Here is a 23,940-nt window from a genome sequence, read left to right on the forward strand (position 1 = left end):
GGCGCCGTGGTGCGTCCGGGAGCCACCTGGAAACTCGGTGTCTCCCCACTGGGGGCTGCCGCCCCCAGACCCCCGCGTTGTGGCCTGCGGCCGGCTTTCGGGTGCGGGTCGGTCGGTGCTGGTCGCGCAGTTCCCCGCGCCCCCAGGTACCTGGGGGCGCGGGGAACTGCGCAACGGGGGTTCGGGGGCGGAGCCCCTGAGACTGGTCGGGAATGGGAAGGGGCGGCGGGGGCGAGGAAAGGGCCGGCTAGCCCACCTCGTACGACTGGCCGTAGACCTTCCACTTCAGCGGGGTGTCCAGGTCCAGGTTCCCGTCGTACAGGAAACGACGCTGCGCCGTGTCCACCCGGGACGTGTCCCGCTTCTCGGCCTTCATGGTCGTGCGCCGGACATCCAGGAAGATGTCCAGGTACGCCTTCTCGCGGCCCCCCTCCGCAGGAGTGTCCGCCTCCGCCATCGCCCGCTCGCGGATCCCGTAGAAGCCGGGGTCGGACCCGGGCCCGTGCATGACCATCGCGTCGTAGTAGATGAACTGGCCGAGCACACCGAGCCCGTCGCGCTTCGCGAGCCGCACCGCCGGGTCGAAGTAGACACGGTCGCGTTCGGCGTCCTGGGCCGTGCGGAACGCCGCCTTCCGGGACTCCGCCTGCCAGGCCGCGACGAACTCGGACCCCAGCCCCTCATGGGAGTCGGAACCGTCGACCTCCCGGAGGGCGGGGAGGAAGGGGGCCAGCGAGTTGTCCGGGTGGGATTTCGTGTAGCGCTCGACCAGGACGAGCAGATCGTGTGTGCCGGTGGTGAAGCCGATGATCCCGGCGGTGTAGCCGCGGCCGTCGCCGATGTCCTCGACGTAGTCGTACTGTCCACGCCAGTCGAGGCTGGAGTTCTCCGCGCTGGACACGATCCGCTGTGCCAGCTCCTTCTTCTCGGGGGAGTCCAGACCGGCGGCGTCAGCGGCGGCGTCGGCGGAGGCGGAGGCCCGGGGGTCCGGGCGTGCGCCGTCGCCGTCCTCGCCGGGTACGACGAAGCACGCCGCCACCGTGAGGAGGGGAACGGTGACGAACAGCAGACGGCCAGCGCGTTTCATACGCAAAGAGTACGATCGGCGCAGGGTGCCACGCCGCATCGGGTGGACCAGCTGTGAGCATCGGGGGAGGACCTGTGGGCGCGGAGGAACGGGCGCTGCTTCAGGCGGAGTTGGGCGCTCCGTTGCCGGAGGGCTTCGGGGCGCTGGACGGCCCGCAGGCCCTTCTGCTCGCGGAGGCGCTGCGCCGGGCACGGGAGCGGCGGGCGTCCGCGCTGGGCGAGGCGGTCGACGACGCCCTCACCCTCGTACCGGCCCTGACCAGGGAACCTGTCCGGCGGATGTTCTTCCGGCAGGGGTGATCCGGATGGACACGTTGCGTGGCAGAGCCGAAACCCTGAAACTCGCCCGGTTGCTGGACGTCGAGCCACAGCAACTGACGTACCTCGTAGAGCTGTCCGCCGACGACGTACGCCTCTTCCGTGAGCAGGTCGTCACCGCGCTCTTCGGCGGGGACCCCGAGCTGCTCGACCGCATCGCCGCGATGACGAAGCTGCTGCCGGCCGGGGTCGCGGCGGGTATCGCGCAGAAGGCGCTGGGGCCCCGGCTGGCCGCCGCGCTGGCCGGGCGCCTCGAACCGGCCCGCGCGGCCGAGATCATCGACAGGCTTCCCGCCGAGTTCACGGCCCGCTGCTGTCATCACGTCGACCCGCGCCGGATCGCCGGGATCATGGGTCTGCTGGACGACGACATCGTCGTACGCATCGCCCTCGTGCTCGCCGAGCGCGGCGACCACCTCACGATGGGCCGGTTCGTCGGCCACCTGCGGGAGTCGGCACTGCGAAGTGTGCTGCCGCGGCTCGACGAGACCACGCTGCTGCGTACGGGTTTCGTGATCGACCATCCCGAACAGATCGGGCCCATCGTCGGGTTGCTGGACGACGAGCGGATCGGCTCCGTCATCGCGGCCGCGGACGATCACGGTCTGTGGCCCGAGGCCATGGCCGTCGCGGGGATGGCGAGCGGTGAGCAGCGGGCCCGGATCGCGGCGCTGACGGCCGCGCAGCCGGAGGCGCGGCTCGACTCGCTGATCCGCGCGACGTCGGAGGAGGGGCTGTGGGAGTCGCTGCTGCCGATCGTGTCGTTGCTGGGCGAGGGGGAGTTGCGGGCCGTCGCGGCGTTGCCCGCGCTGCGGGATCCCGCGGTGCTGGACGGGCTTGTCGCGGGGGTGGTGGCGACCGGGCTGTGGGGTGATTTCCTGCCGATGGTGCGGGTGTTGCCGCCGACGGCTCGGCGGATCGTGGCGAAGGTGGCCGGGGCGTTGGACGACGCGGGCCTCGATGCGTTGGCCCGTGGCATCGATGAGGAGGGGCTCTGGGAGTTGGCTGCGCCGCTCGTCGAGCTGATGGACGGGCCGACGAGACGGCGTCTCACGGAACTGCCGACGTTGCGGGGGCGCTTGCGCGGCTAGAACCGGTTGGGTGTTTTGGTGCGGGTTCGGTGGGGGCTGGTCGCGCAGTTCCTCGCGCCCCTGGAGGTGCGGGGTGGGGCGGGGGCGCGCCGGGGCATCCGAACGCCGCTCTCGCAAAGTCAGGTCGAACCACCTTGCCGCGACGCCCGCACGCCCCGACACACCCCCTCACGCCGGAGACATACCTACACCCCGGCGGGGGCCGAGCACAGAGCACAGAGCACAGAAGACCCATGACAGACGCCGACAACCGCGTTCTTGGGCAGGAATGCGGGGTCACGCTGCGAACCGGCCGCGTTTTTTTGGGGGCGCGGGTAACGGCGCGATCAACCGCGACGGACGGGCCGCGTTTTTAGGGGCGCGGGGAACTGCGCACCCAGCCCCCACCGGCGGTCAGGGTGCGAACCGGCCGTGTTTTTTGGGGGCGCGGGGAACGGCGCGATCGACCGCGACGGGCGGTCACGGTGTGGACGGGCCGCGTTTTTAGGGGCGCGGGGAACTGCGCACCCAGCCCCCACCGGCGGTCAGGGTCCGAACCGGCCGTGTTTTTTGGGGGCGCGGGGAACGGCGCGATCAACCGCGATGGGCGGTCACGCTGCGGACGGGCCGCGTTTTTAGGGGCGCGGGGAACTGCGCACCCAGCCCCCACCGGCGGTCACGGTGTGGACCGGCCGGGTTTTTAGGGGCGCGGGGAACTGCGCACCCAGTTCAACCGGCGGTCAGCCACACCGCGGCTGAACATCCCCTTTGGGTTCGCAGAACCCCGTGTCACCCTGAACTGAGCCGTGGGGAGGGCCACGTATGGACGCACGACGCGCCGAACGGACAGCCGACGCCGGCAAGGGCGAGCGCCTCGCGGACTGGGCCGACGGCCGCCTCGGCGTCTACTCCCTCGCCAAGACCCAGATGCGCAAGGTGTTCCCGGACCACTGGTCCTTCATGCTCGGCGAGGTCTGCCTCTACAGCTTCCTCATCCTCGTCCTCACCGGCGTCTACCTCACCCTCTTCTTCGAACCGAGCGGCGCCGAAGTCGTCTACAACGGCTCGTACGAACCCCTCAACGGCATCATCATGACCCGCGCGTACGAGTCCACCCTCGACATCAGCTTCGACGTCCGCGGCGGACTGCTGATCCGCCAGATCCACCACTGGGCCGCGCTCGTCTTCGTCGCCGGCATGCTCGTCCACATGATGCGCGTCTTCTTCACCGGCGCGTTCCGCAAACCCCGCGAGCTGAACTGGGCCTTCGGCTGGACCCTGCTCTTCCTCGGCATCGTCACCGGCCTGACCGGCTACTCGCTCCCCGACGACCTGCTCTCCGGCACCGGCATCCGCTTCGCCCAGGGCGCGATCCTGTCCGTGCCGATCGTGGGCACGTACCTCGCCTTCTTCCTCTTCGGCGGAGAGTTCCCGGGACACGACATCATTCCCCGGCTCTTCCCCGTCCACGTCCTGCTGCTGCCCGGGATCATGCTCGGCCTGATCGTCGCCCATCTGATCCTGGTCTTCTACCACAAGCACACGCAGTACCCCGGGCCCGGCCGCGACCAGAAGTCCGTCATCGGCATGCCGTTCATGCCGGTCTACATGGCCAAGGCCGGCGGTTTCTTCTTCCTGGTCTTCGGCGTCCTGTCGATGATGGGCGCGCTCGCCACCATCAACCCCGTGTGGGCGTTCGGGCCCTATCGGCCCGACCTGGTCACCACCGGCGCCCAGCCCGACTGGTACCTCGGCTTCTCCGAGGGGCTGATCCGGGTGATGCCGGGATGGGAGATCACCGCCTGGGGCCACACCCTGGAGCTGGGCGTCTTCATCCCGTTCTCCCTCTTCCCGCTGATCCTGCTGGCGATGGGCGTCTACCCGTTCGTCGAGGCCTGGATCACCGGCGACCAGCGCGAACACCACATCCTGGACCGGCCCCGCAACGTCCCCACCCGCACCGCCCTCGGCGTGGCCTGGCTCAGCCTGTACGCCGTCCTGCTGATCGGCGGCGGCAACGACATCGTCGCCACGCACCTCCACCTGTCGATCAACTCGATCACCTGGTTCGTCCGGATCGGCTTCTTCCTGGTCCCGGTCATCGCCTTCGTCGTCACCAGACGCGTCTGCCTCGGGCTGCAACGCCGGGACCGCGACAAGGTGCTGCACGGCAGGGAGTCCGGCACCATCAGGAAACTCCCGCACGGCGAGTACGTCGAGGTGCACGAACCCCTCACCCAGGCCCAGCGGTTCACCCTCACCCAGCACGACCAGGACCCGCCCTACGACGTGGGCCCGCTCGTCGACGCGAACGGCGTCCGGCGGAAGGTCACGCCCTCCCGGCGACTGCGCGCACGGCTGGCCCGAGCCATGTACGGGCAGAACGCGCACATCCCCAAACCGACCGTCGAGGAGTACCGCGAACTCACGACGAGCGACGACCACCACCACTGAGCAGGCCCGAACGGAGCACCTCCGCCCGGCACTCACCCGGGCCGCCCCACGCCGAGAGCAGCGCCCGCGCCTTGGTCAGCCACAGCGACAGGTCGTACTCCGCGGTGTAGCCGATCGCGCCGTGCAGCTGTAAGGCCGTACGAGCGGTGGCGTACGCCGCCTCGCAGGCCGTGACCTTGGCGGCGGCCACGTCGGCCGGTGTCATCGACAGCGCGGCGCCGAAGACCAGCGGGCGCGCGAACTCCAGGGCGATCTTCGCGTCGGCCAGCCGATGCCTGACCGCCTGGAACGAGCCGACGGGCACCCCGAACTGGCTGCGCTGCTTGACGTACGCCACGGTCCTGTCGAGCAGGGCGAGCCCCACCCCGAGCGCCTGGGCGGCGGTCGCGAGCCGCGCCCAGCGAAGGGCCTCGGCGGCGCTCGCGCCGATCCACGGTCCGGTGGCCAGCAGCTCACCTCCGGGCCGCGGAGGACCGACCCGGCGAGCGGGGTCCAGGGACCGCCTGGCGTGAGGATCGCGGTCCCCGCGGGGCGTCAACCACAACTCGCCGTCCCCGGCCCCGTCGGAGGCCGAGGTCACGGTCAGTTCCACGTCCGCCACGTCCGCGTCCAGGACGTACGGCCCCCCGCCCGGCAGGGCCACCGTCGCGACCGTGGCCCCGGACGCCACCCCCGGCAGGAACCTCTTCGCGGGACCCGCCGGCTGCCCGGCGAGCAGCGCGGCCGCCGCCACCGTCTCCACCAGTGGCCCCGGCACCGCATGTCTCCCCAACTCCACGAACGCCACCGCGAGTTCGACGGGCCGCGGCCCCAGACCCTCGTACGCCTCGGGCACCGCCAGCGAGAACACCCCCACGTCGGCGATCCGCGACCACAGCGCACGCCCGGCCGCGGGGTCCCCGGCGCCCCAGGACCGTACGGCGGCCGGGGTGTCCGCCGCCGTCAGCAGCGCGTCCAGGGAACGGGCGAGGGCCGTCTGCTCGTCGTCCAGCAGGAAACGCATCAGCGGCGCCCCTTCGGCAGGCCGAGGAGCCGCTCGGCGATGATGTCGCGCTGGATCTCGTTCGTACCGGCGTAGACGGGCCCGGCGAGCGAGAAGACGTACCCCTCGGACCACTCGGTGTCGGCCAACTCCCCGTCCGCGCCCAGGAGGTCGAGCGCCGTCTCGTGCAGGGCGAGGTCGTACTCCGACCAGAAGACCTTGTTCAGACTGGACTCGGGGCCGAGGGGCTCGCCGTCGAGGAACCGGGACGCGGCCGCGTACGTGAACAACTGGTAGGCGCGCGCGCCGATCACCGCGTCGGCCACCCGGTCACGGGTGAACGGGTCCCGGCCGCGCGCGTCCCACAGCGCGACCAGCCGCCCCGCCGACGCCAAAAACCGGCCGGGCGCGCGCAGCGTCAGCCCGCGTTCGTTGCCCGCCGTCGACATCGCCACCCGCCAGCCCTGGCCCGGCTCGCCGATCACGTCCTCGTCCGGCACGAACACCTCGTCCAGGAAGAGCTCGGCGAAGGCCGGTTTCCCGTCCAGCCTGCCGATCGGGCGGACGGTCACACCCGGCGCCCGCAGGTCGAACATCAGGTAGGTGAGGCCCTGATGGCGCCTCGGGGTGTCGGGCTCGCTGCGGAACAGGCCGAACGCGCGGTCGGCGAACGCGGCCCGCGACGACCACGTCTTCTGCCCGCTCACCAGCCAGCCCCCGTCCGTGCGCACCGCCCTGGACCTCAGTGAGGCGAGGTCGGACCCGGCCTCCGGCTCGGACCAGGCCTGCGCCCAGACGACGTCGCCGCGGGCCATCGGCGGCAGGATCCGCGCGCGCTGCTCCTCGGTGCCGTGGTCGAAGAGAGTCGTCGCGAGGAGGCTGACGCCGTTCTGGCCGACCCGGCCCGGGGCGCCCGCCGCCCAGTACTCCTCCTCGAAGACCAGCCAGCGGACGAGACCGCAGTCCCGCCCGCCGTACGCCGCCGGCCAGGACACCACCGACCAGCGGTCCGCGGCCAGTTCGGCCTCCCAGCGGCGGTGCGCCGCGAAGCCCTCCTCGGTCTCCAGGGAGGGCAGCGGCTCGGCCGGCACGTGCGCGCCGAGCCAGGCACGGGCCTCGGCGCGGAACGCCTCGTCGGCGGGGGAGTACGTGAGATCCACGGTCACCAGCTCTCGGGCGGGTAGTCACAGCCTTCCCTAACAAGTGTTTGGTAGGTTAGCGTGGCTCCATGACAGACGTCGAGAGGCCGGTGTACGTGCCTGGGCACGGGCTGCTGAAGGGACGTACCGCCGTCGTCACGGCCGCCGCCGGCGCGGGCATCGGCGGCGCCACGGCCCGCCGCTTCCTGGAGGAGGGCGCGCGCGTGCTGATCAGCGACGCGCACGAGCGGCGGTTGAAGGTGCACGAGGCGGAGCTGGCAGGGGAGTTCGGCACAGTGGCCGCGTTCCCCTGCGACGTCACCGACGAGGCCCAGGTGCGGGCCCTCTTCGCCGAGGCCCTGCGCCTGCACGGGCGACTCGACATCGTGGTCAACAACGCCGGCCTCGGCGGGACGTCGGACCTCGTCGACATGAGCGACGAGCAGTGGTCGCGGGTGCTCGACGTGACCCTGACCGGCACCTTCCGCTGCACCCGCGCGGCCCTGCGCGCCTTCCGCGAGGGCGGCCACGGCGGGGTGATCGTCAACAACGCCTCCGTCGTCGGCTGGCGCGCCCAGGCGGGCCAGGCGCACTACGCGGCCGCGAAGGCGGGCGTGATGGCGCTGACCCGGTGCGCGGCGATGGAGGCGGCCGAGTTCGGCGTGCGGGTCAACGCCGTCTCACCGAGCCTCGCCATGCACCCGCACCTGGTGAAGGTGACGACTCCCGAACTGCTGGAGGAACTGACGGCCCGCGAGGCCTTCGGGCGCCACGCCGAGCCGTGGGAAGTGGCCAACGTGATCGTGTTCCTGGCGTCCGGCTACTCCTCGTACCTCACGGGCGAGGTCGTCTCCGTCAGCAGCCAGCACGCGTGAGCGCTTCGCCGCGGTGCGAGGAGGACCACAATGGAACCGTGCCTACCAAGAAGAAGCCCCAGGTGACCGCCTCGCCGGAGCGGCGCCGTGAACTCCTCGGCACCGCCGCCGAGGTCTTCGCCGAGCAGGGTTACAACGCCACCACCGTGCGCAAGATCGCGGACCACGCCGGCATGCTCGCGGGCAGCCTCTACTACCACTTCGACTCCAAGGAATCGATGCTGGAGGAGATCCTGCGGACCTTCCTGGACGAGCTGTGGGGCGGGTACGACACCGTCCTGGCCGCCGAACTGGACCCGCGCGAAACGCTGGAGGCCCTGGTCACCGAGTCCTTCCGGGAGATCGACCGGCACCGGGCGGCCGTCGCGATCTACCAGAAGGAGTCCAAGCAGCTCGTCGCGCAGGAGCGCTTCGCGTTCCTCGCCGACTCGCAGCGCAAGTTCGAGAAGGCGTGGCTGGCCACGCTGGAGCGCGGCGTGGCCGGCGAGGTCTTCCGGGACGACCTCGACATCCGGCTGACCTACCGGTTCGTGCGCGACACCGTATGGGTCGCCGCGTCCTGGTACCGGCCCGGCGGACAGCACAGCCCGGACGAGATCGCCCGCCAGTACCTGTCGATGGTGCTGGACGGAATCGCCGTACGAGAACCGGTCCGAGAGTCAGTGCAAGAGCCAGTGCGAGAGCCAGTGCACGAGCAGCGGAAGCAGTTGCCGTAGAGAGCAGTTGAACCAGGGGAGTCGTCATGGCCGAGGCCTACATCGTCGAAGCGGTCCGTACGCCCGTGGGGCGTCGCAAAGGTGGTCTGAGCGCGGTCCATTCCGCGGACCTGGGCGCACATGTCCTGAAAGCCCTGGTCGCGCGCTCCGGAGTCGACCCGGCAGCCGTCGAGGACGTCGTCTTCGGGTGCCTGGACACCGTGGGGCCCCAGGCCGGTGACATCGCACGGACGTGCTGGCTGGCGGCCGGGCTGCCCGAGGAGGTGCCGGGGGTGACGGTCGACCGGCAGTGCGGCTCCTCGCAGCAGGCCGTGCACTTCGCCGCACAGGGCGTCCTCTCGGGCACACAGGACCTCGTGGTCGCCGGCGGTGTCCAGAACATGACGCAGATCCCCATCGCCTTCGCCTCCCGTCAGGCGGCCGAGCCGCTGGGGCTCACCCAGGGGCCGTTCGCCGGCAGCGAGGGATGGCGCGCCCGGTACGGGGACCGGCCCGTCAACCAGTTCCTCGGCGCCGAGTCGATCGCGGCGAAGTGGGGGATCAGCAGGCGGGACCAGGAGGAGTTCGCCCTGCGGTCCCACCAGCGGGCGATCCGCGCGATCGACGAAGGGCGCTTCGAGCGGGAGACCGTACCGCTCGGGGACGTCACGGTCGACGAGGGGCCACGACGGGACACCTCGCTGGAGAAGATGGCCGGTCTGCGGCCGGTGGTCGACGGCGGCACCATCACCGCGGCCTGCTCCTCGCAGGTGTCCGACGGGGCGGCCGCGATGCTGCTCGCCTCGGAGCGGGCCGTACGGGAGCACGGGCTCACCCCCCGGGCCCGCGTGCACCACCTCTCCGTGCGCGGCGAGGATCCGATCCGGATGCTGACGGCGCCCATACCGGCCACCGCGTACGCCCTGAAGAAGGCCGGGATGTCCATCGGCGAGATCGACCTCGTCGAGATCAACGAGGCGTTCGCGCCCGTCGTCCTCGCCTGGCTGAAGGAGACCGGGGCGGATCCCGACCGGGTCAACGTCAACGGCGGCGCGATCGCCCTCGGGCATCCCCTGGGCGCCACGGGGGTGAAGCTGATGACGACCCTGCTGCATGAACTGGAGCGGACCGGGGGGCGGTTCGGGCTGCAGACGATGTGCGAGGGGGGCGGGCAGGCGAACGTGACCATCGTGGAGCGGCTGTAGAGCCGGTGCCGGGTGCCGGGTGCCGGGTGCCGGGTGCCGGTCGGCGGGTGCCGGATGTCGAATGTCGGGTGCCGGTCGGTGGGGGTTGCTCGTGCCGTTCCCCGCGTCCCTGAGGGGGCCCTGAGAGGGCGTCGCCTCAGGGGCCCGGGGCAGGGAGTGCTCGGAGTGTCTCCTCGGCCTGCGTCATCATCCGTTCCACCAGGGCCGCGCACGACGGCAGGTCCTCGATCAGGCCCGCCACCTGGCCCGACGCCATCACCCCCAGGTCCGTGCGCCCCTCCACCATGGACGCGCGCAGGAGCATGGGGGTGTTGGCGGCCAGCAGCACCTGACTCCAGGTCAGGTCCTTGCCGTGCTTCATCGCCAGGCCGTCGCGGACCAACTGGGGCCAGGTGAGACCCGAGAGCCTTCTGAAACCGGCGGCCCGGCGCACCGCCCGGGTCAGCGTTCGCGTACGGCCCGCTCCCTCCAGGGAATCGACCAGGTCCGTACGGAGCATGCGGTGCGGCAGGCCGTCCACGGCTCTCGTCACCGTGACGTCCTTCACCGTGGCCGCGAGATAGCGGGCCTTCACCGCGTCCGGCACCGTCGAGTCCGAGGTCAGCAGGAACCGGGTGCCCATGGCGACGCCCGCCGCGCCGTACGCGAGCGCCGCGACCAGGCCCCGCCCGTCGAAGAAACCGCCCGCCGCGACCACGGGTATGCCGACGGCGTCCACGACCTGCGGCAGGAGGACGCTCGTCGCCACCTCACCGGTGTGGCCGCCGCCCTCGCCGCCCTGCACGATCACCGCGTCCGCACCCCAGGCCGCGACCTTCTCGGCATGACGGCGGGCCCCGATCGAGGGGACGACGACCACACCCCCGTCCTTGAGCTCGGCGATCAGCTCACGGGACGGCGCGAGCGCGAAGGAGGCGACCTTCACCCCCTCCTCCACGATGATCCGTACGCGGTCACGGGCGTCCCCGGCGTCCGCGCGCAGATTCACCCCGAACGGCGCCTCCGTACGGGACCTGACCTCCCGGACCGCCTCCCGCAGCCGGGCGGGCGTCATCGTCGCGGAGGCCAGGATGCCCAGCGCGCCCGCGTTCGCCGCGGCGGAGACCAGGCGCGGGCCCGCCACCCACCCCATCCCGGTCTGCACGACGGGATACCGGACACCGACGAGCCGGGTGAGCGCGGTCTCCATCAGCCCTTGACCTCACGGTCGCGCAGCCCCCGCGGGTCGAGGACCTCGCGGATCGACTCCAGCTCCGCCGCCGTCGGTTCCCGGGTGTACGGCACCTCGTCCGGGACCGCCAGCTCGAAGCCCGTCGCCGCGACGACCTCCTCGACCGTCACACCCGGATGCAGCGAGGCGAGCCGCATCGCACGGTCCTCGGTCGCGAAGTCGAACACCCCGAGGTTCGAGACGACCCGCGGTATCCGGTGGAAACGGGTCGCCGTGGGACCGGCCGCCGCCGCGCTGTCGTACCCCACCCCGCCGATCATGTCGACCTTCTCGACGAAGACCCGCTCGGAATGCCTGGGCACCCAGTAACTGACCGGGTTGTTCACCGTGTTGACCGGGCCGCCCCGCACCCCGAGCAACTGCCGGGTGGGCCGCGCCCAGTCGCCCACGCACGAGATGTTCTGGTTGCCGAAGCGGTCGAGCTGGCTCGCGCCCATCATCACGTGCCGGCGCCCGCCGGTCACCAGGGCCAGATGCTGCCGGTACGGCAACCAGCCCTCCGGGGTGCCGTCGGGACCCACCAGCAGCGCCTCGCCGTCGGTCAGCAACAGGTCGGGCGAGAAGGTGAGCCGGGCGAGACGGGCGCCGATCGAGGGGACCGGACCCATCGGGCTGGCCAGCACCTCGCCGTCGCCCCGCCATGCCTCGGCACAGGCGATCACGCAGTACTCGGCCCGGGTCGCACCGCCGGGGGACACACTCGGGGATGTACCCAGGGACGTACCCAGGGATGTGCTCGGTGGCGTGTTCATCGCTGTCGCTGCTCCTCGTGCCATGCCTCCACGGCGGTCAGATAGGCCTGCTCGTCCCCGGCGAGGAACCTCTCGGCGAACTCCGGCCAGGGCATCGACGCGTAGAGCCGCTGGAACGCCTCGTCCCGGTCGTGGTCGGGCGCGCACGACGTGAAGTGCGCCCCGCTCGGCGCCTCCACCACGCCACTCACGCTGAGCCGCTTGATCAGCAGGGTCTGCGGGGGCGCCGCCTTCGTCAGCTCCGCCGTGTCGACGATCCGCTCACAGGACACGTACGCCGCCTGGGCCGCCTCGCAGAACAGGTCGTCGAAGTACGGGTCGGGGCCCAGATACTGTCCGTTGCCCGCGCGGTCGGCGCGGTTCACATGGACCAGTGCCGCGTCCAGCCGGAGGGCGGGCATGGCGACGAAGGTCTCGTGGACGCCGGTCGACTCGTCCTCGTACGGCGAGGTGACCGTACGCAGGCCGGGGTTGACCCGCATCACGTCCGAGCCGATACCGGCCCGCACCGGCAGGAACGGCAGCCGGTTGGCGGCGGCCCGCAGCCCCCACATGAACATCGCCTCGTCGATCTCCATGAGTTCGAGCGAGCCGCTCTCGCGGGCCGCCCGGTAGTGCGGTTCGAGCGGGATCGAGTCGAGCGTCGCGAACGGGGCGACCAGTTTCCGTATCCGCCCGGCCGCCGCCAGCATGCCGACGTCCGGGCCGCCGTACGAGACGACCGTGAGGTCGGTGACCGAGGAGCGCAGCAGCGCCCGGACGAGCGCCATCGGTTTGCGGCGCGAGCCCCAGCCTCCGATGCCGAGGGTCATCCCGCTCGCCAGCCGGGCGACGGCCTCGTCCGCCGTCATCGTCTTGTCGCCCATCTACCGGCCCTCCTTTCCGAATGTGTCCCGGACCCGGTCGCCCGCGCCGCCGAGGCCCGCCTCGAAGGTGAACCCCTGCTCGAAGCGGTAGCTGCGGCGCACGTCGACCGGGTCGATGCCGTTGATGGCGGCCTTGGCGAGCCGGATCAACTGGCCGTCCTTGGCCGCGATCTCGCGGGCCAGCTCCAGCACGGCCGGGCGCAGCCGGTCGCGCGCCACGACCCGCCACACCGACCCGTGCCCGTACAACTCGGCGGCGGTCGCCGTGCGCGACGTGTAGTAGAGCGCGCGCATCAGATGCTGGGGCACCAGCCGGGACAGATGGGTGGCCGCGCCCAGGGCGCCCCGGTCCAGCTCGGGCAGGCCGAAGGTGGCGTCGTCGCTCGCCACGATCGCGTCCGCGTTGCCCACCAGGCCTATGCCGCCGCCCAGGCAGAAGCCGTGCACCTCCGCCACCACCGGCACCTCGCACTCGTACACCGCGGCGAAGGCCTCGGCGCAGCCGCGGTTGGCGCCGAGCAGGGCGCTGTCGCCCTCGGTCTGTATCTCCTTGATGTCCACGCCCGCGTTGAACCCCCGACCCTCGGCGGCCAGCACCACACAGCGGATCCCCGTGTCGCGTCCCGCCGCGCGCACGGCGTCGGCCAGCTCGAACCAGCCGCTCACCGGCAGCGCGTTCACCGGCGGGAAGTCGACCGTGATGACGGAAATCCCTTTTTCCGGGGACGAGGTGGAGACACCCATGGACGCATCAGCTACCTTTCCACCAAACGTTTGTTAGGTGCGGTCTGATGTGAAGGTAACAGCGAATTCCGGCGAGCGGGAGGCCCTGTGGGCAAGTGGCCGGACAGGCGGTCGGACGGGCCTGCGGGCAGGCGGCTCGTGGTGGTCACGGGCGGGACCCGGGGGGTCGGCGCCGGGATCGCGCGGGCGTTCGCCGAGACGGGCGACGAGGTCGTGGTCTGCGCCCGCCGTCCACCGCGAGCACCGCTCGACGGCGTCGAGTTCGCCCCCCTCGACCTGCGCGACCCACCGGCCGTGCGCGCCTTCTTCGAACGGCTGCCCCGGCTAGACGTCCTGGTCAACAACGCGGGCGGAGCCCCCTACCGACTGCTCGCCGAGACGGACGCCGAGCGGCACGCGCGCGTGATCGACCTCAACCTGGTCGCGCCCCTGACGGCCTCCCTGGCGGCGTACGACCTGCTGAAGCGCGCGCGGGGCTCCGTCGTGATGATCGGCAGCGTCAGCGGGACCCGGCCCTCGCCCGGCACGGCCGCCTACGGGGCGGCCAAGGCCGGACTGGAGAACCTGGCGCGCTCCATGGCCGTGGAATGGGCACCGGACGTGCGCGTCAACACGCTCGTGGTCGGGATGGTCCACACCGAGCTGTCCCACCTCCACTACGGCGGCGAGGACGGCATCGACGCCGTCTCCCGCACCGTCCCGCTGGGGCGGCTCGCCGTGCCCGCGGACATCGGCGGGGCGGCCGTCTTCCTCGCGTCGGACGCCGCCGCGTACATCACCGGGGCCGGCCTCCTCGTCCACGGCGGCGGGGAGCGGCCCGCGTTCCTGGACGCGGCGACCGTCAACGCCAACGCCAATGTCAACGTCAACGTAAACAAGGAGGAATGACATGACCTCGGACACCGGCAGTGGCGGCAGTGCTGGGATCTGCGACGGGCGGGTCGTGATCGTCACGGGCGCCGGACGCGGCCTCGGACGCGCCCACGCGCTCGCCTTCGCGGCCGAGGGCGCGCGGGTCGTCGTCAACGACCTCGGTGTCGGACTCGACGGTTCGCCCGGGGCCGACAGCCCGGCCCGGCAGGTCGTCGAGGAGATCGCGGCGGCCGGCGGCGAGGCCGTCGCCCACGCGGGGGACGTCGCGACGACCGAGGGTGCCGCATCCCTCGTCCACGCGGCGGTGGACGCCTTCGGACGGCTCGACACACTGGTGAACAACGCCGGGTTCCTGCGCGACCGGATGCTGGTGAACCTCGACGAGGACGACTGGGACGCCGTCATGCGCGTCCACCTGAAGGGCCACTTCCTGCCGCTGCAGCATGCCGCCGCGCACTGGCGGGCCGAGGCGAAGGCGGGGCGCAGGCCGCAGGCCCGGGTGGTCAACACCAGTTCCGGAGCGGGCCTTTCGGGTTCCGTCGGACAGGGCAACTACAGCGCGGCCAAGGCCGGCATCGTCGGGCTCACCCTGGTGGCCGCCGCCGAGATGGGGCGCTACGGAGTGCAGGTCAACGCGATCGCGCCGGCCGCGCGGACCCGGATGACCGAGACGGCCTTCGCCCAGGCCATGGCGGCACCGGACAACGGCTTCGACGCGATGGCCCCGGAGAACGTGTCCCCCCTGGTCGTCTGGCTCGGCTCCACCGCGAGCGCCGGAGTCACCGGCCGGATCTTCGAGACGGAGGGCGGCCGCATCACCGTCATGGACGGCTGGCGCCCCGGCCCCACAGCGGACAAGAAGGCCCGCTGGACCCCCGAAGAAGCAGGCACCACAACAAGAAAACTCCTGTCAGAGACCCAACCCCCACCACCGGTACACGGCACGCAGTAAAACAACAGACATACACCCCGTTCGCCAGACAGAGCCCGAGGCCAGCCCCGTCAGGGGCGCGAGGAACAGCGCGACCAGCCCCGACGCACCCGCACCCGCCCTCCCCGCGGGCAGTCCCGAAAGGGGCGCGAGGAACGGCGCGCTCAGCCACAGTGCACCCGCACTCGTCCCCCAGGTCCCGTCGCGGGCCACGACAGGCACCGGCCCCGCCCGCCGGGCAGAGCCCGAGGCCAGCCCCGTCAGGGGCGCGGGGAACTGCGCGCCCAGCCGCAACGCACCCGCACCCGCCCTTCCCGCGGGCAGTCCCGAAAGGGGCGCGGGGAACGGCGCGACCAGCCACAGCGCACCCGCACTCGTCCCCCAGGTCCCGTCGCGGGCCACGACAGGCACCGGCCCCGCCCGCCGGGCAGAGCCCGAGGCCAGCCCCGTCGGGGGCGCGAGGAACTGCGCGCCCAGCCACGACGCACCCGCACCCGCCCTTCCCGCGGGCAGCCCTACGTGTCGCACTCCAACACCGACCGGCACAACCCACACCGCGCCCGCATCCGCCCCCGCACCGGCACCCGGATCCGCTGATGACACGTCGGGCACGGGAACGACACCCGCAGCGGCCCGGGACCGTCCGGCGTGAAGGCGTACGCGTACGCCACCTCACCCGGCACCCCCGCGACGACACGCCCACGGTCCCGGTCCCGCTCCCGGTCAGGGCCCTGCGCGTGACGCCGGTCCTTCGCATAACGCCGCCGCCCCACCCACCCCGCCGCGGTCAACGGCGGCTGCCGCTCGTCATGCCGGGCCTGCCCCATCCCCCTCGTGTACGCGGTGTACGCCTGCGCACTGGTGAACCAGACGGCCGGGTCCTCACCGAACACCAAGGACCGCTTGGCCAGCACGTACCCGAACTCCTCCGGCGTCAGATAGCCGAGCTTCTGCGACGACGACGCGTCCTCCCGGTACGCGTCGAGCAGCAGCCACCCCGCACCGAGATACGTCGTCGCCGTGTCCGTGAGGATCTCGTTGTCGCGGGTCCCGGCGAAGGACAGCCCGAGGCGGTGCAGATACACATGCATCACCTCGTGCGCCAGCGCCGCGCCGACGTCCCGCCGGTGGGTGCGGAAGCGGTCGTTCAGCTCGATGAAGTACTCCGGACCCGCGGCGAGTTCGACATTCGCCGCGTGCTCCATCTCCCGGAAGCTCACGATCATCCGGGCGTCCGGCAGACGGAAGTGCCGCACCAGCTCGCGGGCCACCCGCTGCGCGCCCAGATACAGGTCGTCCGTATCGGAGAACGCCACGTCGGCGGGGGCCACGCTCGTGTCGAACGCGTGGATGGTGTCGTACGAGAGCCGCTTGTACAGCGCGGTCACCGCCGCGCGCACGGTCTCCATGTGCGGGTAGCCGTGCTTGACCGGACCGCCGTTCGTCACGCCCGTACCCCCAGAGAGGTCCCGAACCTCATTCCACCTTAAGGGGACGCACCAGGAATCTCCCGGGTTGGTCCCCGACGGTTAGGCGGCCGGGCGCCGGGGGGTGGCTCGGCCTGTTCTGCGTCCGCGGCCGCGTGGGGGCTGCTCGCGCGGTTCCCCGCGCCCCTCACGGGGCGGTCAAAGCCGGTGGTGTCGACGCCTCCTCCAGTTCCAGGATCCACACCTCGTTCTCGCCCTCCCGCAGTACCGGGCCCGGGACGTACAGGGACGACTGCGGGCCCGCGGACCAGTAGCGGCCCAGGGCGAAGCCGTTGATCCAGACGAACCCCCTGGTCCAGCCGGGCAGCGCGAGGCAGGCGTCCCCGGGGGCGCCCACCGTGACCGTGCCGCGGTACAGGCCCGCGGCGCCCGCCGCCGGCGGTGACCCGAACGGCACCGCCCCCACCCCCACGGCGTCGAACGCGTCCAGCCGCAGCGCCCGCGCCCGCACACCGTGCAGGTACTGCCGTTCGTGCAGCACACCCCCGGTGACCCCCTTCGCCTCCCCGGTCCGCGGACCGTAGTTGACCCGCCCCAGCGACTCCACCCACAGTTCCACGCGCGCGGGCCCGGCCACCGGCTCCGTCAGCTCCGGCTCGTGCTCGGTGACCACACCGGCCCGTACCCCGTCGACGTACACCACCGCCAGATCCCGCAGCCCGCGCACGGTCAGCGGATACGGCCGCCGCGGCCCCGGCACGTCGACGGCGTAGCGCACCAGCCCCCGGTCCACGTCCAGCTCCTCGAACGTGGGCGGCACCGAGGTCTCGCTCTCGGGCCCGCCCAGCACACCGAGCACCGTCGGCAGGGACGCCCAGCCCGTCAGGTCCACCGAGGCGGGGGAGCCCAGCGCCGGGGGCCCGGGCGGCGGCTCCGGCAGCTCGCCGTCCGTGAAAGGGGCCAGGAGCGAGCGGAACAGCCAGAACTTCTCCGTGGGGCGCCCGAACTCGTCGACCGGCGCGTCATAGTCGTACGACGTCACGTCCGGCTCCAGGACCCCGTCGTGCAGCACGCCACCCCGGTTGGCCCCCGCCCAGCCGGCGAAACTCGTACCGCCGTGCGCCATGTAGAGGTTGACCGAGGCCCCGCACTCCAGGATCTCCCGCAGCACGTCCGCCGCGTCCCGCGGGTCGCGCACCGCGTGCTCACCGCCCCAGTGGTCGAACCAGCCGCACCAGAACTCCATGCACATCAGCGGCCCCAAAGGCCGGTGCCTGCGCAGCGCCGCGAAGGCCTCCCGCGGCTGCGCGCCGAAGTTCACCGTCGCCAGCACACCGTCGACCGAGCCTCCCGTGAGCATGTGGTCCTCGGGGCCGTCCGACGTGAACAGCGGCACCCGCACCCCCTCCGCGCGCAGCACCTCGGCGAGCCGCCGCAGATACACCCGGTCCGAGCCGTAACTGCCGTACTCGTTCTCCACCTGCACCAGCACCACCGGACCACCGCGGTCCAGCTGCCGCTCCACGATCTGCGGCAACAGCCGCGAGAACCACCGCTCCACCGGACCGAGGAACCCCTCGTCCCGGGTACGCACCCGTGCGCCCGGCCCGCCACCGCCGGTCAGCCAGTGCGGCAGCCCGCCGTTCTCCCACTCGGCGCAGATGTACGGACCCGGCCGCACGATCGCCCACAGCCCGGCCGCGCGCACCGCGTCCAGGAACCGGCCCACGGCCCCGACGTCCCGGAACTCACCCGGCCGCGGCTCGTGCAGATTCCACGGAACGTACGTCTCCACACAGTTGAGGCCCATCGCCCGCAGCATCGCGAGGCGGTGCCCCCACTGCCCCTCGTGCACCCGGAAGTAGTGCAGCGCCCCCGACAGCAGCCGCACCGGCCGCCCGTCCACCAGGAAATCGGCGTCCCCCACCGCGAACTCACTCATGCCCACCACCCTGCCCCCCTGGCGGCGACCCGGTCCATGGACAAAGATCAGCACCGATTGGACACAGGTGACCGGACCCGACCCGCACGAGCTTCGGCAGAAAGAAAGCGCAAGTAGAAAGCGTAAGAAGAAGTAAAAAGCGCAAGAAGAAAGCGCAGCAGGAAGGCGGAGGAAACGGATGTATCACACCTGGATGCGGTTCTTCACCCCCGGCCCCGCCCACCACAGACTCGGTCTCGTCTGCCTCGGCGTCGGCCTCCAGCACGGCAGGCTGCCCACGGTCGGTCCCCGCACCCTCGACCACCACGTCGCCGTCGTCGTCAGCACCGGCCGCGGCTGGTTCCGTACCCCCGACGGACACCGCACCGCCGTCACCGCCCCCGCCCTGCTGTGGCTCACCCCCGGCATACCCCACCACTACGCACCCGACCCCGACACCGGCTGGGACGAGGCCTTCGTCGACTTCACCGGACCCACCGCCGACACCTACACCGAACTCGGCTACATCGAACCCGACCGGCCCGTCGTCGCCCTCTCCGACGCGGCCGCCGCCCGCGCCACCGTCGGCCGCATCGCCCGCGCCGCCCGCCGCGGCAACCCCCTCCTCGAAGTCGAGACCAGCGCCGCCGTCCACGAACTCCTCGTCACCCTGCGCCGCGCCCGCGCCGACACCGCCCCCGACGGACAACAGGTCCTCCAGGCCCTCGCCCGCGACGCCTGCAGACCCCTGACCGTCGCCGACCACGCCGCCCGGCACGGCATGACCCCCGCCGAACTGCGCACCGCCGTCCGCCGCGGCGCCGGCTGCAGCCCCAAGGACTACCTCCTCGGCATCCGCCTCGGCCGCGCCAAGGAACTCCTCGCCGCCACTGAACTCCCCGTCGCCGCCGTCGCCCGCCGCGTCGGCTACGACGACCCCGCCTACTTCTCCCGCCTCTTCACCCGCCGCGTCGGCATGGCACCGGTGCGCTTCAGGGAACAACAGGGCCGCACCGTCCCCGGCGGCTGGAGCAACCAGGTCCCCGACCCCCGGCACCCACCGATCGTCGAAGGCCTGCACACCACCTGAGACGAGCCGCGTAGGGTGGACGCCCATGACCACCAGCGACACCGGCGGCTCCGGCCAGGCGGGCGACATCGCCCCGGCCGTCCGCGCCGAACTCGACAGGCTGCGCGAGAGCATCGACAACATCGACGCCGCCGTCGTCCACATGCTCGCCGAACGATTCAAGTGCACCCAGCAGGTCGGCCACCTCAAAGCCGCCCACCAACTGCCGCCCGCCGACCCGACCCGCGAGGCCCAGCAGATCGCCAGACTCCGCCGGCTCGCCGAGAACGCCAACCTCGACCCGGCCTTCGCGGAGAAACTGCTGAACTTCGTCATCGCCGAGGTCATCCGCCACCACGAGCGCATCGCGGAGAACGCGGAGAACACCAACCCCCGCGACTGAGCACCCCCGTGCCCCGGGAATGAGTACGCCGGCCCCCGGCGCGCACCCCGCCCCCGCCCCGTTCCCCGCCCTGCCCCCTCGGCGCGCGCGCCGAAATGAGGCATCCTGCGCTGAGCACTCCCTGTCAGTCGGTTCGGACTTAAGCTGAGTGGTCCAAGCGAGGGGACTTCGCTTCATGCCGCCGGATGCCAAGATCCTCATAGTCGACGACCACGAGGACACGCTCTACGCACTGGAAAGCGCCCTGGCCCCGCTCGGCTACCAGCTGACGCGGGCCACCAGCGGCGACGACGCCCTCAAGGAAGTCCTGCGCGGCCGGGTCGGCCTGCTCCTCCTCGACGTCCACATGCCCGGCGTCAACGGCCTCGACGTCGTGCGCTACATGCGGGGCGTCGAACAGACCCAGCTCATCCCCATCATCCTCGTCACGGGATTCGGCCCGAACACCGCACTCACCACCGAAGCCTTCGGCCTCGGCGTCGCCGACCTCGTCATGAAACCCATAGACCCCTGGACCCTGCGCACCAAAGTCCGCTACCTGTACGACTCCCACCAGCGGTACCGGTCCCTGGAACGGGAAGTCCGCGAGCTGAGGGTCCTCGTCAAGGGCCAGGAACCCACCACCCGCTACGACCCCCCGGTCACCGCGCAGCGAACCGGTCCCCGCACACCGGAACAGGGCCGCACCGCGTAACACCGGCACACACCACGCGCACACCACCCCGTACGCCCAAGTGCGCGGGACCACGGCGCGCGAGACCGGTAGCGCAAGCCGCCCCTGTGCCGCGCCTCGCCCATCAGGCAGCATGGCCCCATGTCCGTACTGACGCGCGACGAAGCGCAGACCCGTGCCGCACTCCTCGACGTCCACCGCTACCGGATCGAACTCGACCTCACACGCGGCGACGACACCTTCGACTCCCTCACCACCATCACCTTCACGGTACGTGGGGACCTCGGTGACGGCGGGGACACCTTCGTCGAGCTCAAGCCCGCCGAACTGCGCTCCGCCACCCTCGACGGACACCCCCTCGACCCGGCCGCACTCCACGAGAACCGGCTCCCCCTCACCGGCCTCACCGCGGGCCCCCACGAACTACGCGTCGACGCCGCCATGCGCTACTCCCGCACCGGCGAAGGCATGCACCGCTTCACCGACCCCACCGACGGCGAGACGTACCTCTACACCCAGCTGTTCATGGACGACGTCCAACGCGTCTACGCCGCCTTCGACCAGCCCGACCTCAAAGCCGTCTTCGAACTCACCGTGACAGCCCCGGAGAACTGGACCGTCCTCGCCAACAGCACCACCACCCGCACCGCCGACGGCAGCTGGGAAGCGGCACCCACCCCGCTCATCTCCACCTACCTCGTCGCCGTCGCCGCCGGACCCTGGCACTCCGTACGCACCGAACACCGCGGCATGCCCTTCGGCATCCACTGCCGCCGCTCCCTGGCCCCCCACCTCGACACCGACGCCGACGAGATCCTCGACATCACCCGCGCCTGCTTCGACCGCTACCACGAGAAATTCGAGGAGCCGTACCCCTTCGACTCCTACGACCAGGCGTTCGTACCCGAATTCAACGCGGGCGCCATGGAGAACCCCGGACTCGTCACCTTCCGCGACGAATTCGTCTACCGCTCCGCCGTCACCGACACCGAACGCCAGACCCGCGCCATGGTCATCGCCCACGAGATGGCCCACATGTGGTTCGGCGACCTCGTCACCCTGCGCTGGTGGGACGACATCTGGCTCAACGAGTCCTTCGCCGAGTACATGGGCTACCAGACCCTCACCGAGGCGACCCGCTTCACGGGCACCTGGACCGACTTCGGCATCGTCCGCAAAGCCTGGGGCTACGACGCCGACCAGCGCCCCTCCACCCACCCCGTCGCCCCCGACCCCGAAGCCGTCCCCGACACCGCCTCCGCCCTCCTCAACTTCGACGGCATCTCCTACGCCAAGGGCGCCTCCGCACTGCGCCAACTCGTCGCCTGGCTCGGCGAGAAGGACTTCCTCACCGGCATCAACACCCACTTCGCCCGCCACAAGTTCGCCAACGCCACCCTCGCCGACTTCATCGAATCCCTCGCCGCCGGCACCGACCGCGACGTCCACGCCTGGGCCGACGCCTGGCTGCGCACCACCGGCGTCGACACCCTCACCGCGACCGTCACCGCCCGGCCGGGGGAGTGGACCCCCGTCCTCACCCGCGACGGCAGCCGCCCCCACCGCGTCACCGTCGGCGTCTACGACCACGACATCGGCAGCGACCGCACCCTCGTCCTGCGCGAACGCTACGAGACCGACATCCCGCAGAACCCGCCCGCCGAACCCCGCCCCGGCACCCGCCCCGCCCTCCTCGTCCCCAACGACCTCGACCTCACCTACGCCAAGATCCGCCTCGACGACACCTCCGAGGAAACCGCCCTGCGCGGCATCTCCGGCGTCCCCGACGCCCTCACCCGCGCCGTCCTGTGGAACACCCTGCGCGACATGGTCCGCGACGGCGACCTCGAACCCGCCGCCTATCTGGAGACCGCCCGCGCCCACCTCCCCGAGGAGACCGACCTCGCCGTCGTCCAGGGCGTCCTGACCTTCGCCGCCACCCAGGTCGCCGACCGCTACCTGGCCCCCCACGACCGGCCCGCCGCCCTCACCACCCTCACCTCCCTGTGCCGCGACCTGATCCGCCGCACCGAGGACGGCGACAACCCCGGACTGCGCCTCGTCGCCGTACGCCACCTCATCGACGTCGCCGCCCAGCCCGACACCATCAGTGCCTGGATCTCCGAAGGCACCGTCCCCGGCGGACCCGAACTCGACCCCGAACTGCGCTGGCGCATCCTCGGCCGCCTCTCCGTCCTCGGCGCCGTCGACGACGCCGTCATCGACGCCGAACTCGTCCAGGACCCCAGCGCCACCGGCCAGGAGGGCGCCGCCCGCTGCCGCGCCGCCCTGCCCGACCCGGTCGCCAAGCAGGCCGCCTGGGAAGCGATGTTCAGCACCGACGACCTGTCCAACTACCTCCTCGCCGCCACCGCCCGCGGCTTCTGGCAGCCCGAACAGACCGACCTCGTACGGGAGTTCGTCCCCCGCTACTTCGAGGACGCCGTCACCCTCGCCGCCCGCCGCGGCCCCGCCATCGCCGACGTCGTGGGCCGCTGGGCGTTCCCCGCGTACGCCATCACCGCCAAGACCCTCCACCTCGGCGAACAGTGCCTGGCCGAGGCCGACCCGACCCCCGCCCTGCGCCGCAAACTCGCCGACCAGCTGGACGACCTGGCACGGGCCCTGCGGGTACGGGAGTCATAGCCCGGCGTCCCCGGCGTCCCCGGCATCTCCGGTATCCCCAGTACGACCCGGACCACCCCGGTGGTCCCCGTCACCTTCGGTCCCGACCCTCGCGGCGGGGTGCGGTGTGTCCTGCATGGACACACCGCACCCCGCCGCCGTCGCGAACAGGCCCCATACGTCCGGTACGCGCCCCAGCAGTCGGCGGCAACAGGCGGGCGACCGGCGGCGACCGGCGCACTCCGGCCCAAAGGTGCCGTCCCCCTTTCGGGTACCGATCACCCAACTCCCTCGGCACGCCGCCCCAAACGCGACAACCTGGAAACCTCGTCGCACCCCTCGCACCTCGCACCTCGCACCGAAAGCCACGCCGCCCTGCGCCGCGCCCGGCTCGGCGCCACCCCGCTCGACCCACACACCGGACCCGGCGATGCCGCCACGCCCCGACACCGTGGAAGGACACCCAGCCCCATGAGACCGACGCCACCCCCCACCCCACCCCCGGCCCACCACAGACCCCAGACCCCCTTGGTCCTCGTCGGCATCGGCATCGGTGCCGGCAACCTCTCCCTCGCCGCCCTCGCCCACCCCCTGGCCGGAC

The 23,940-nt window shown here is 71.8% G+C and carries 21 protein-coding genes; 12 read left to right on the plus strand and 9 right to left on the minus strand.

The features are described from left to right. Positions 1-247 precede the first annotated feature (247 nt). On the minus strand, positions 248-1,087 hold the full coding sequence (locus ACLVWQ_RS30635; RefSeq protein WP_414112478.1) for a chitosanase: 840 nt from the start codon (positions 1,085-1,087) through the stop codon (positions 248-250). A 74-nt stretch (positions 1,088-1,161) separates the two neighbouring features. Between ACLVWQ_RS30635 and ACLVWQ_RS30640 the strand changes: the two genes are divergently transcribed. The 3 genes from ACLVWQ_RS30640 (at position 1,162) to ACLVWQ_RS30650 (ending at position 4,928) form a co-directional block, all read left to right on the plus strand. After that, a complete protein-coding gene (locus ACLVWQ_RS30640; RefSeq protein ID WP_414112479.1) occupies positions 1,162-1,386 on the plus strand; it encodes a hypothetical protein in 225 nt (74 codons plus the stop codon). Between the two features lie 5 nt (positions 1,387-1,391). Continuing rightward, complete coding sequence (locus tag ACLVWQ_RS30645; RefSeq protein ID WP_414112480.1) at positions 1,392-2,495, plus strand: hypothetical protein; 1,104 nt, start codon at positions 1,392-1,394, stop codon at positions 2,493-2,495. A gap of 801 nt (positions 2,496-3,296) precedes the next feature. Continuing rightward, positions 3,297-4,928 (plus strand): cytochrome b, encoded by a 1,632-nt coding sequence (locus ACLVWQ_RS30650; RefSeq protein WP_414112481.1) that lies wholly within the window; start codon positions 3,297-3,299, stop codon positions 4,926-4,928. Here the strand turns inward: ACLVWQ_RS30650 and ACLVWQ_RS30655 are convergent. Further along, positions 4,900-5,931, minus strand: a complete 1,032-nt coding sequence (locus ACLVWQ_RS30655) for an acyl-CoA dehydrogenase family protein (RefSeq protein WP_414112482.1) — start codon at positions 5,929-5,931, stop codon at positions 4,900-4,902. The two genes, ACLVWQ_RS30650 and ACLVWQ_RS30655, sit on opposite strands and share 29 nt — an antisense overlap. Further along, positions 5,931-7,070, minus strand: coding sequence for an acyl-CoA dehydrogenase family protein (locus ACLVWQ_RS30660; RefSeq protein ID WP_414112504.1), 1,140 nt, complete (start codon positions 7,068-7,070; stop codon positions 5,931-5,933). The genes ACLVWQ_RS30655 and ACLVWQ_RS30660 overlap by 1 nt, the downstream gene beginning before the upstream one ends. A gap of 68 nt (positions 7,071-7,138) precedes the next feature. Here ACLVWQ_RS30660 and ACLVWQ_RS30665 point away from each other — a divergent pair, with 68 nt between their 5' ends. Genes ACLVWQ_RS30665 through ACLVWQ_RS30675 form a run of 3 tightly spaced genes read left to right on the plus strand, consistent with a single transcriptional unit; the run spans position 7,139 to position 9,824 of the window. Continuing rightward, complete coding sequence (locus ACLVWQ_RS30665; protein WP_414112483.1) at positions 7,139-7,924, plus strand: SDR family oxidoreductase; 786 nt, start codon at positions 7,139-7,141, stop codon at positions 7,922-7,924. 38 nt (positions 7,925-7,962) lie between these two features. Then, positions 7,963-8,640, plus strand: a complete 678-nt coding sequence (locus tag ACLVWQ_RS30670; protein WP_414112484.1) for a TetR/AcrR family transcriptional regulator — start codon at positions 7,963-7,965, stop codon at positions 8,638-8,640. Positions 8,641-8,666: 26 nt separating this feature from the next. Then, on the plus strand, positions 8,667-9,824 hold the full coding sequence (locus tag ACLVWQ_RS30675; RefSeq protein WP_414112485.1) for an acetyl-CoA C-acetyltransferase: 1,158 nt from the start codon (positions 8,667-8,669) through the stop codon (positions 9,822-9,824). A gap of 136 nt (positions 9,825-9,960) precedes the next feature. Here the strand turns inward: ACLVWQ_RS30675 and ACLVWQ_RS30680 are convergent, their stop codons facing one another. From ACLVWQ_RS30680 to ACLVWQ_RS30695, 4 genes are read right to left on the minus strand one after another with little or no spacing between them, the layout of a single operon-like run. Further along, positions 9,961-11,013 carry an NAD(P)H-dependent flavin oxidoreductase gene (locus ACLVWQ_RS30680; RefSeq protein WP_414112486.1) on the minus strand — a complete coding sequence of 351 codons (1,053 nt, stop codon included), beginning with the start codon at positions 11,011-11,013 and terminating at the stop codon, positions 9,961-9,963. Continuing rightward, positions 11,013-11,807, minus strand: coding sequence for a CoA-transferase subunit beta (locus tag ACLVWQ_RS30685; protein ID WP_414112487.1), 795 nt, complete (start codon positions 11,805-11,807; stop codon positions 11,013-11,015). The genes ACLVWQ_RS30680 and ACLVWQ_RS30685 overlap by 1 nt, the downstream gene beginning before the upstream one ends. Beyond that, the gene (locus ACLVWQ_RS30690) at positions 11,804-12,673 is read right to left on the minus strand and encodes a CoA transferase subunit A (protein WP_414112488.1); all 870 of its coding nucleotides are present in this window, start codon (positions 12,671-12,673) and stop codon (positions 11,804-11,806) included. The genes ACLVWQ_RS30685 and ACLVWQ_RS30690 overlap by 4 nt, the downstream gene beginning before the upstream one ends. Continuing rightward, on the minus strand, positions 12,674-13,417 hold the full coding sequence (locus ACLVWQ_RS30695) for an enoyl-CoA hydratase family protein (protein ID WP_414112489.1): 744 nt from the start codon (positions 13,415-13,417) through the stop codon (positions 12,674-12,676). 87 nt (positions 13,418-13,504) lie between these two features. Between ACLVWQ_RS30695 and ACLVWQ_RS30700 the strand changes: the two genes are divergently transcribed. Continuing rightward, entirely contained in the window at positions 13,505-14,305 is an 801-nt protein-coding gene (locus tag ACLVWQ_RS30700; RefSeq protein WP_414112490.1) for an SDR family oxidoreductase, read from the plus strand. Between the two features lies 1 nt (position 14,306). Further along, a complete protein-coding gene (locus ACLVWQ_RS30705) occupies positions 14,307-15,242 on the plus strand; it encodes an SDR family oxidoreductase (RefSeq protein ID WP_414112491.1) in 936 nt (311 codons plus the stop codon). 494 nt (positions 15,243-15,736) lie between these two features. Here ACLVWQ_RS30705 and ACLVWQ_RS30710 read toward each other — a convergent pair whose 3' ends face one another. Both ACLVWQ_RS30710 and ACLVWQ_RS30715 read right to left on the minus strand, forming a co-directional pair. Further along, on the minus strand, positions 15,737-16,669 hold the full coding sequence (locus ACLVWQ_RS30710; protein ID WP_414112492.1) for a hypothetical protein: 933 nt from the start codon (positions 16,667-16,669) through the stop codon (positions 15,737-15,739). Positions 16,670-16,835: 166 nt separating this feature from the next. Further along, the gene (locus ACLVWQ_RS30715; protein ID WP_414112493.1) at positions 16,836-18,590 is read right to left on the minus strand and encodes a glycoside hydrolase family 35 protein; all 1,755 of its coding nucleotides are present in this window, start codon (positions 18,588-18,590) and stop codon (positions 16,836-16,838) included. A 178-nt stretch (positions 18,591-18,768) separates the two neighbouring features. On the opposite strand from ACLVWQ_RS30715, the gene ACLVWQ_RS30720 reads away from it, so the two are divergent. The 4 genes from ACLVWQ_RS30720 (at position 18,769) to pepN (ending at position 23,360) form a co-directional block, all read left to right on the plus strand. Next, positions 18,769-19,659 carry a helix-turn-helix domain-containing protein gene (locus ACLVWQ_RS30720; RefSeq protein WP_414112494.1) on the plus strand — a complete coding sequence of 297 codons (891 nt, stop codon included), beginning with the start codon at positions 18,769-18,771 and terminating at the stop codon, positions 19,657-19,659. 25 nt (positions 19,660-19,684) lie between these two features. After that, the gene (locus ACLVWQ_RS30725) at positions 19,685-20,041 is read left to right on the plus strand and encodes a chorismate mutase (protein ID WP_414112495.1); all 357 of its coding nucleotides are present in this window, start codon (positions 19,685-19,687) and stop codon (positions 20,039-20,041) included. A 175-nt stretch (positions 20,042-20,216) separates the two neighbouring features. Then, positions 20,217-20,735 carry a two-component system response regulator gene (locus ACLVWQ_RS30730; RefSeq protein WP_414112496.1) on the plus strand — a complete coding sequence of 173 codons (519 nt, stop codon included), beginning with the start codon at positions 20,217-20,219 and terminating at the stop codon, positions 20,733-20,735. Between the two features lie 120 nt (positions 20,736-20,855). Further along, positions 20,856-23,360, plus strand: a complete 2,505-nt coding sequence (gene pepN, locus ACLVWQ_RS30735) for an aminopeptidase N (RefSeq protein WP_414112497.1) — start codon at positions 20,856-20,858, stop codon at positions 23,358-23,360. Positions 23,361-23,940 lie beyond the last annotated feature (580 nt).

The organism is Streptomyces sp. CWNU-52B, assembly GCF_047444975.1.
Lineage (GTDB): Bacteria > Actinomycetota > Actinomycetes > Streptomycetales > Streptomycetaceae > Streptomyces.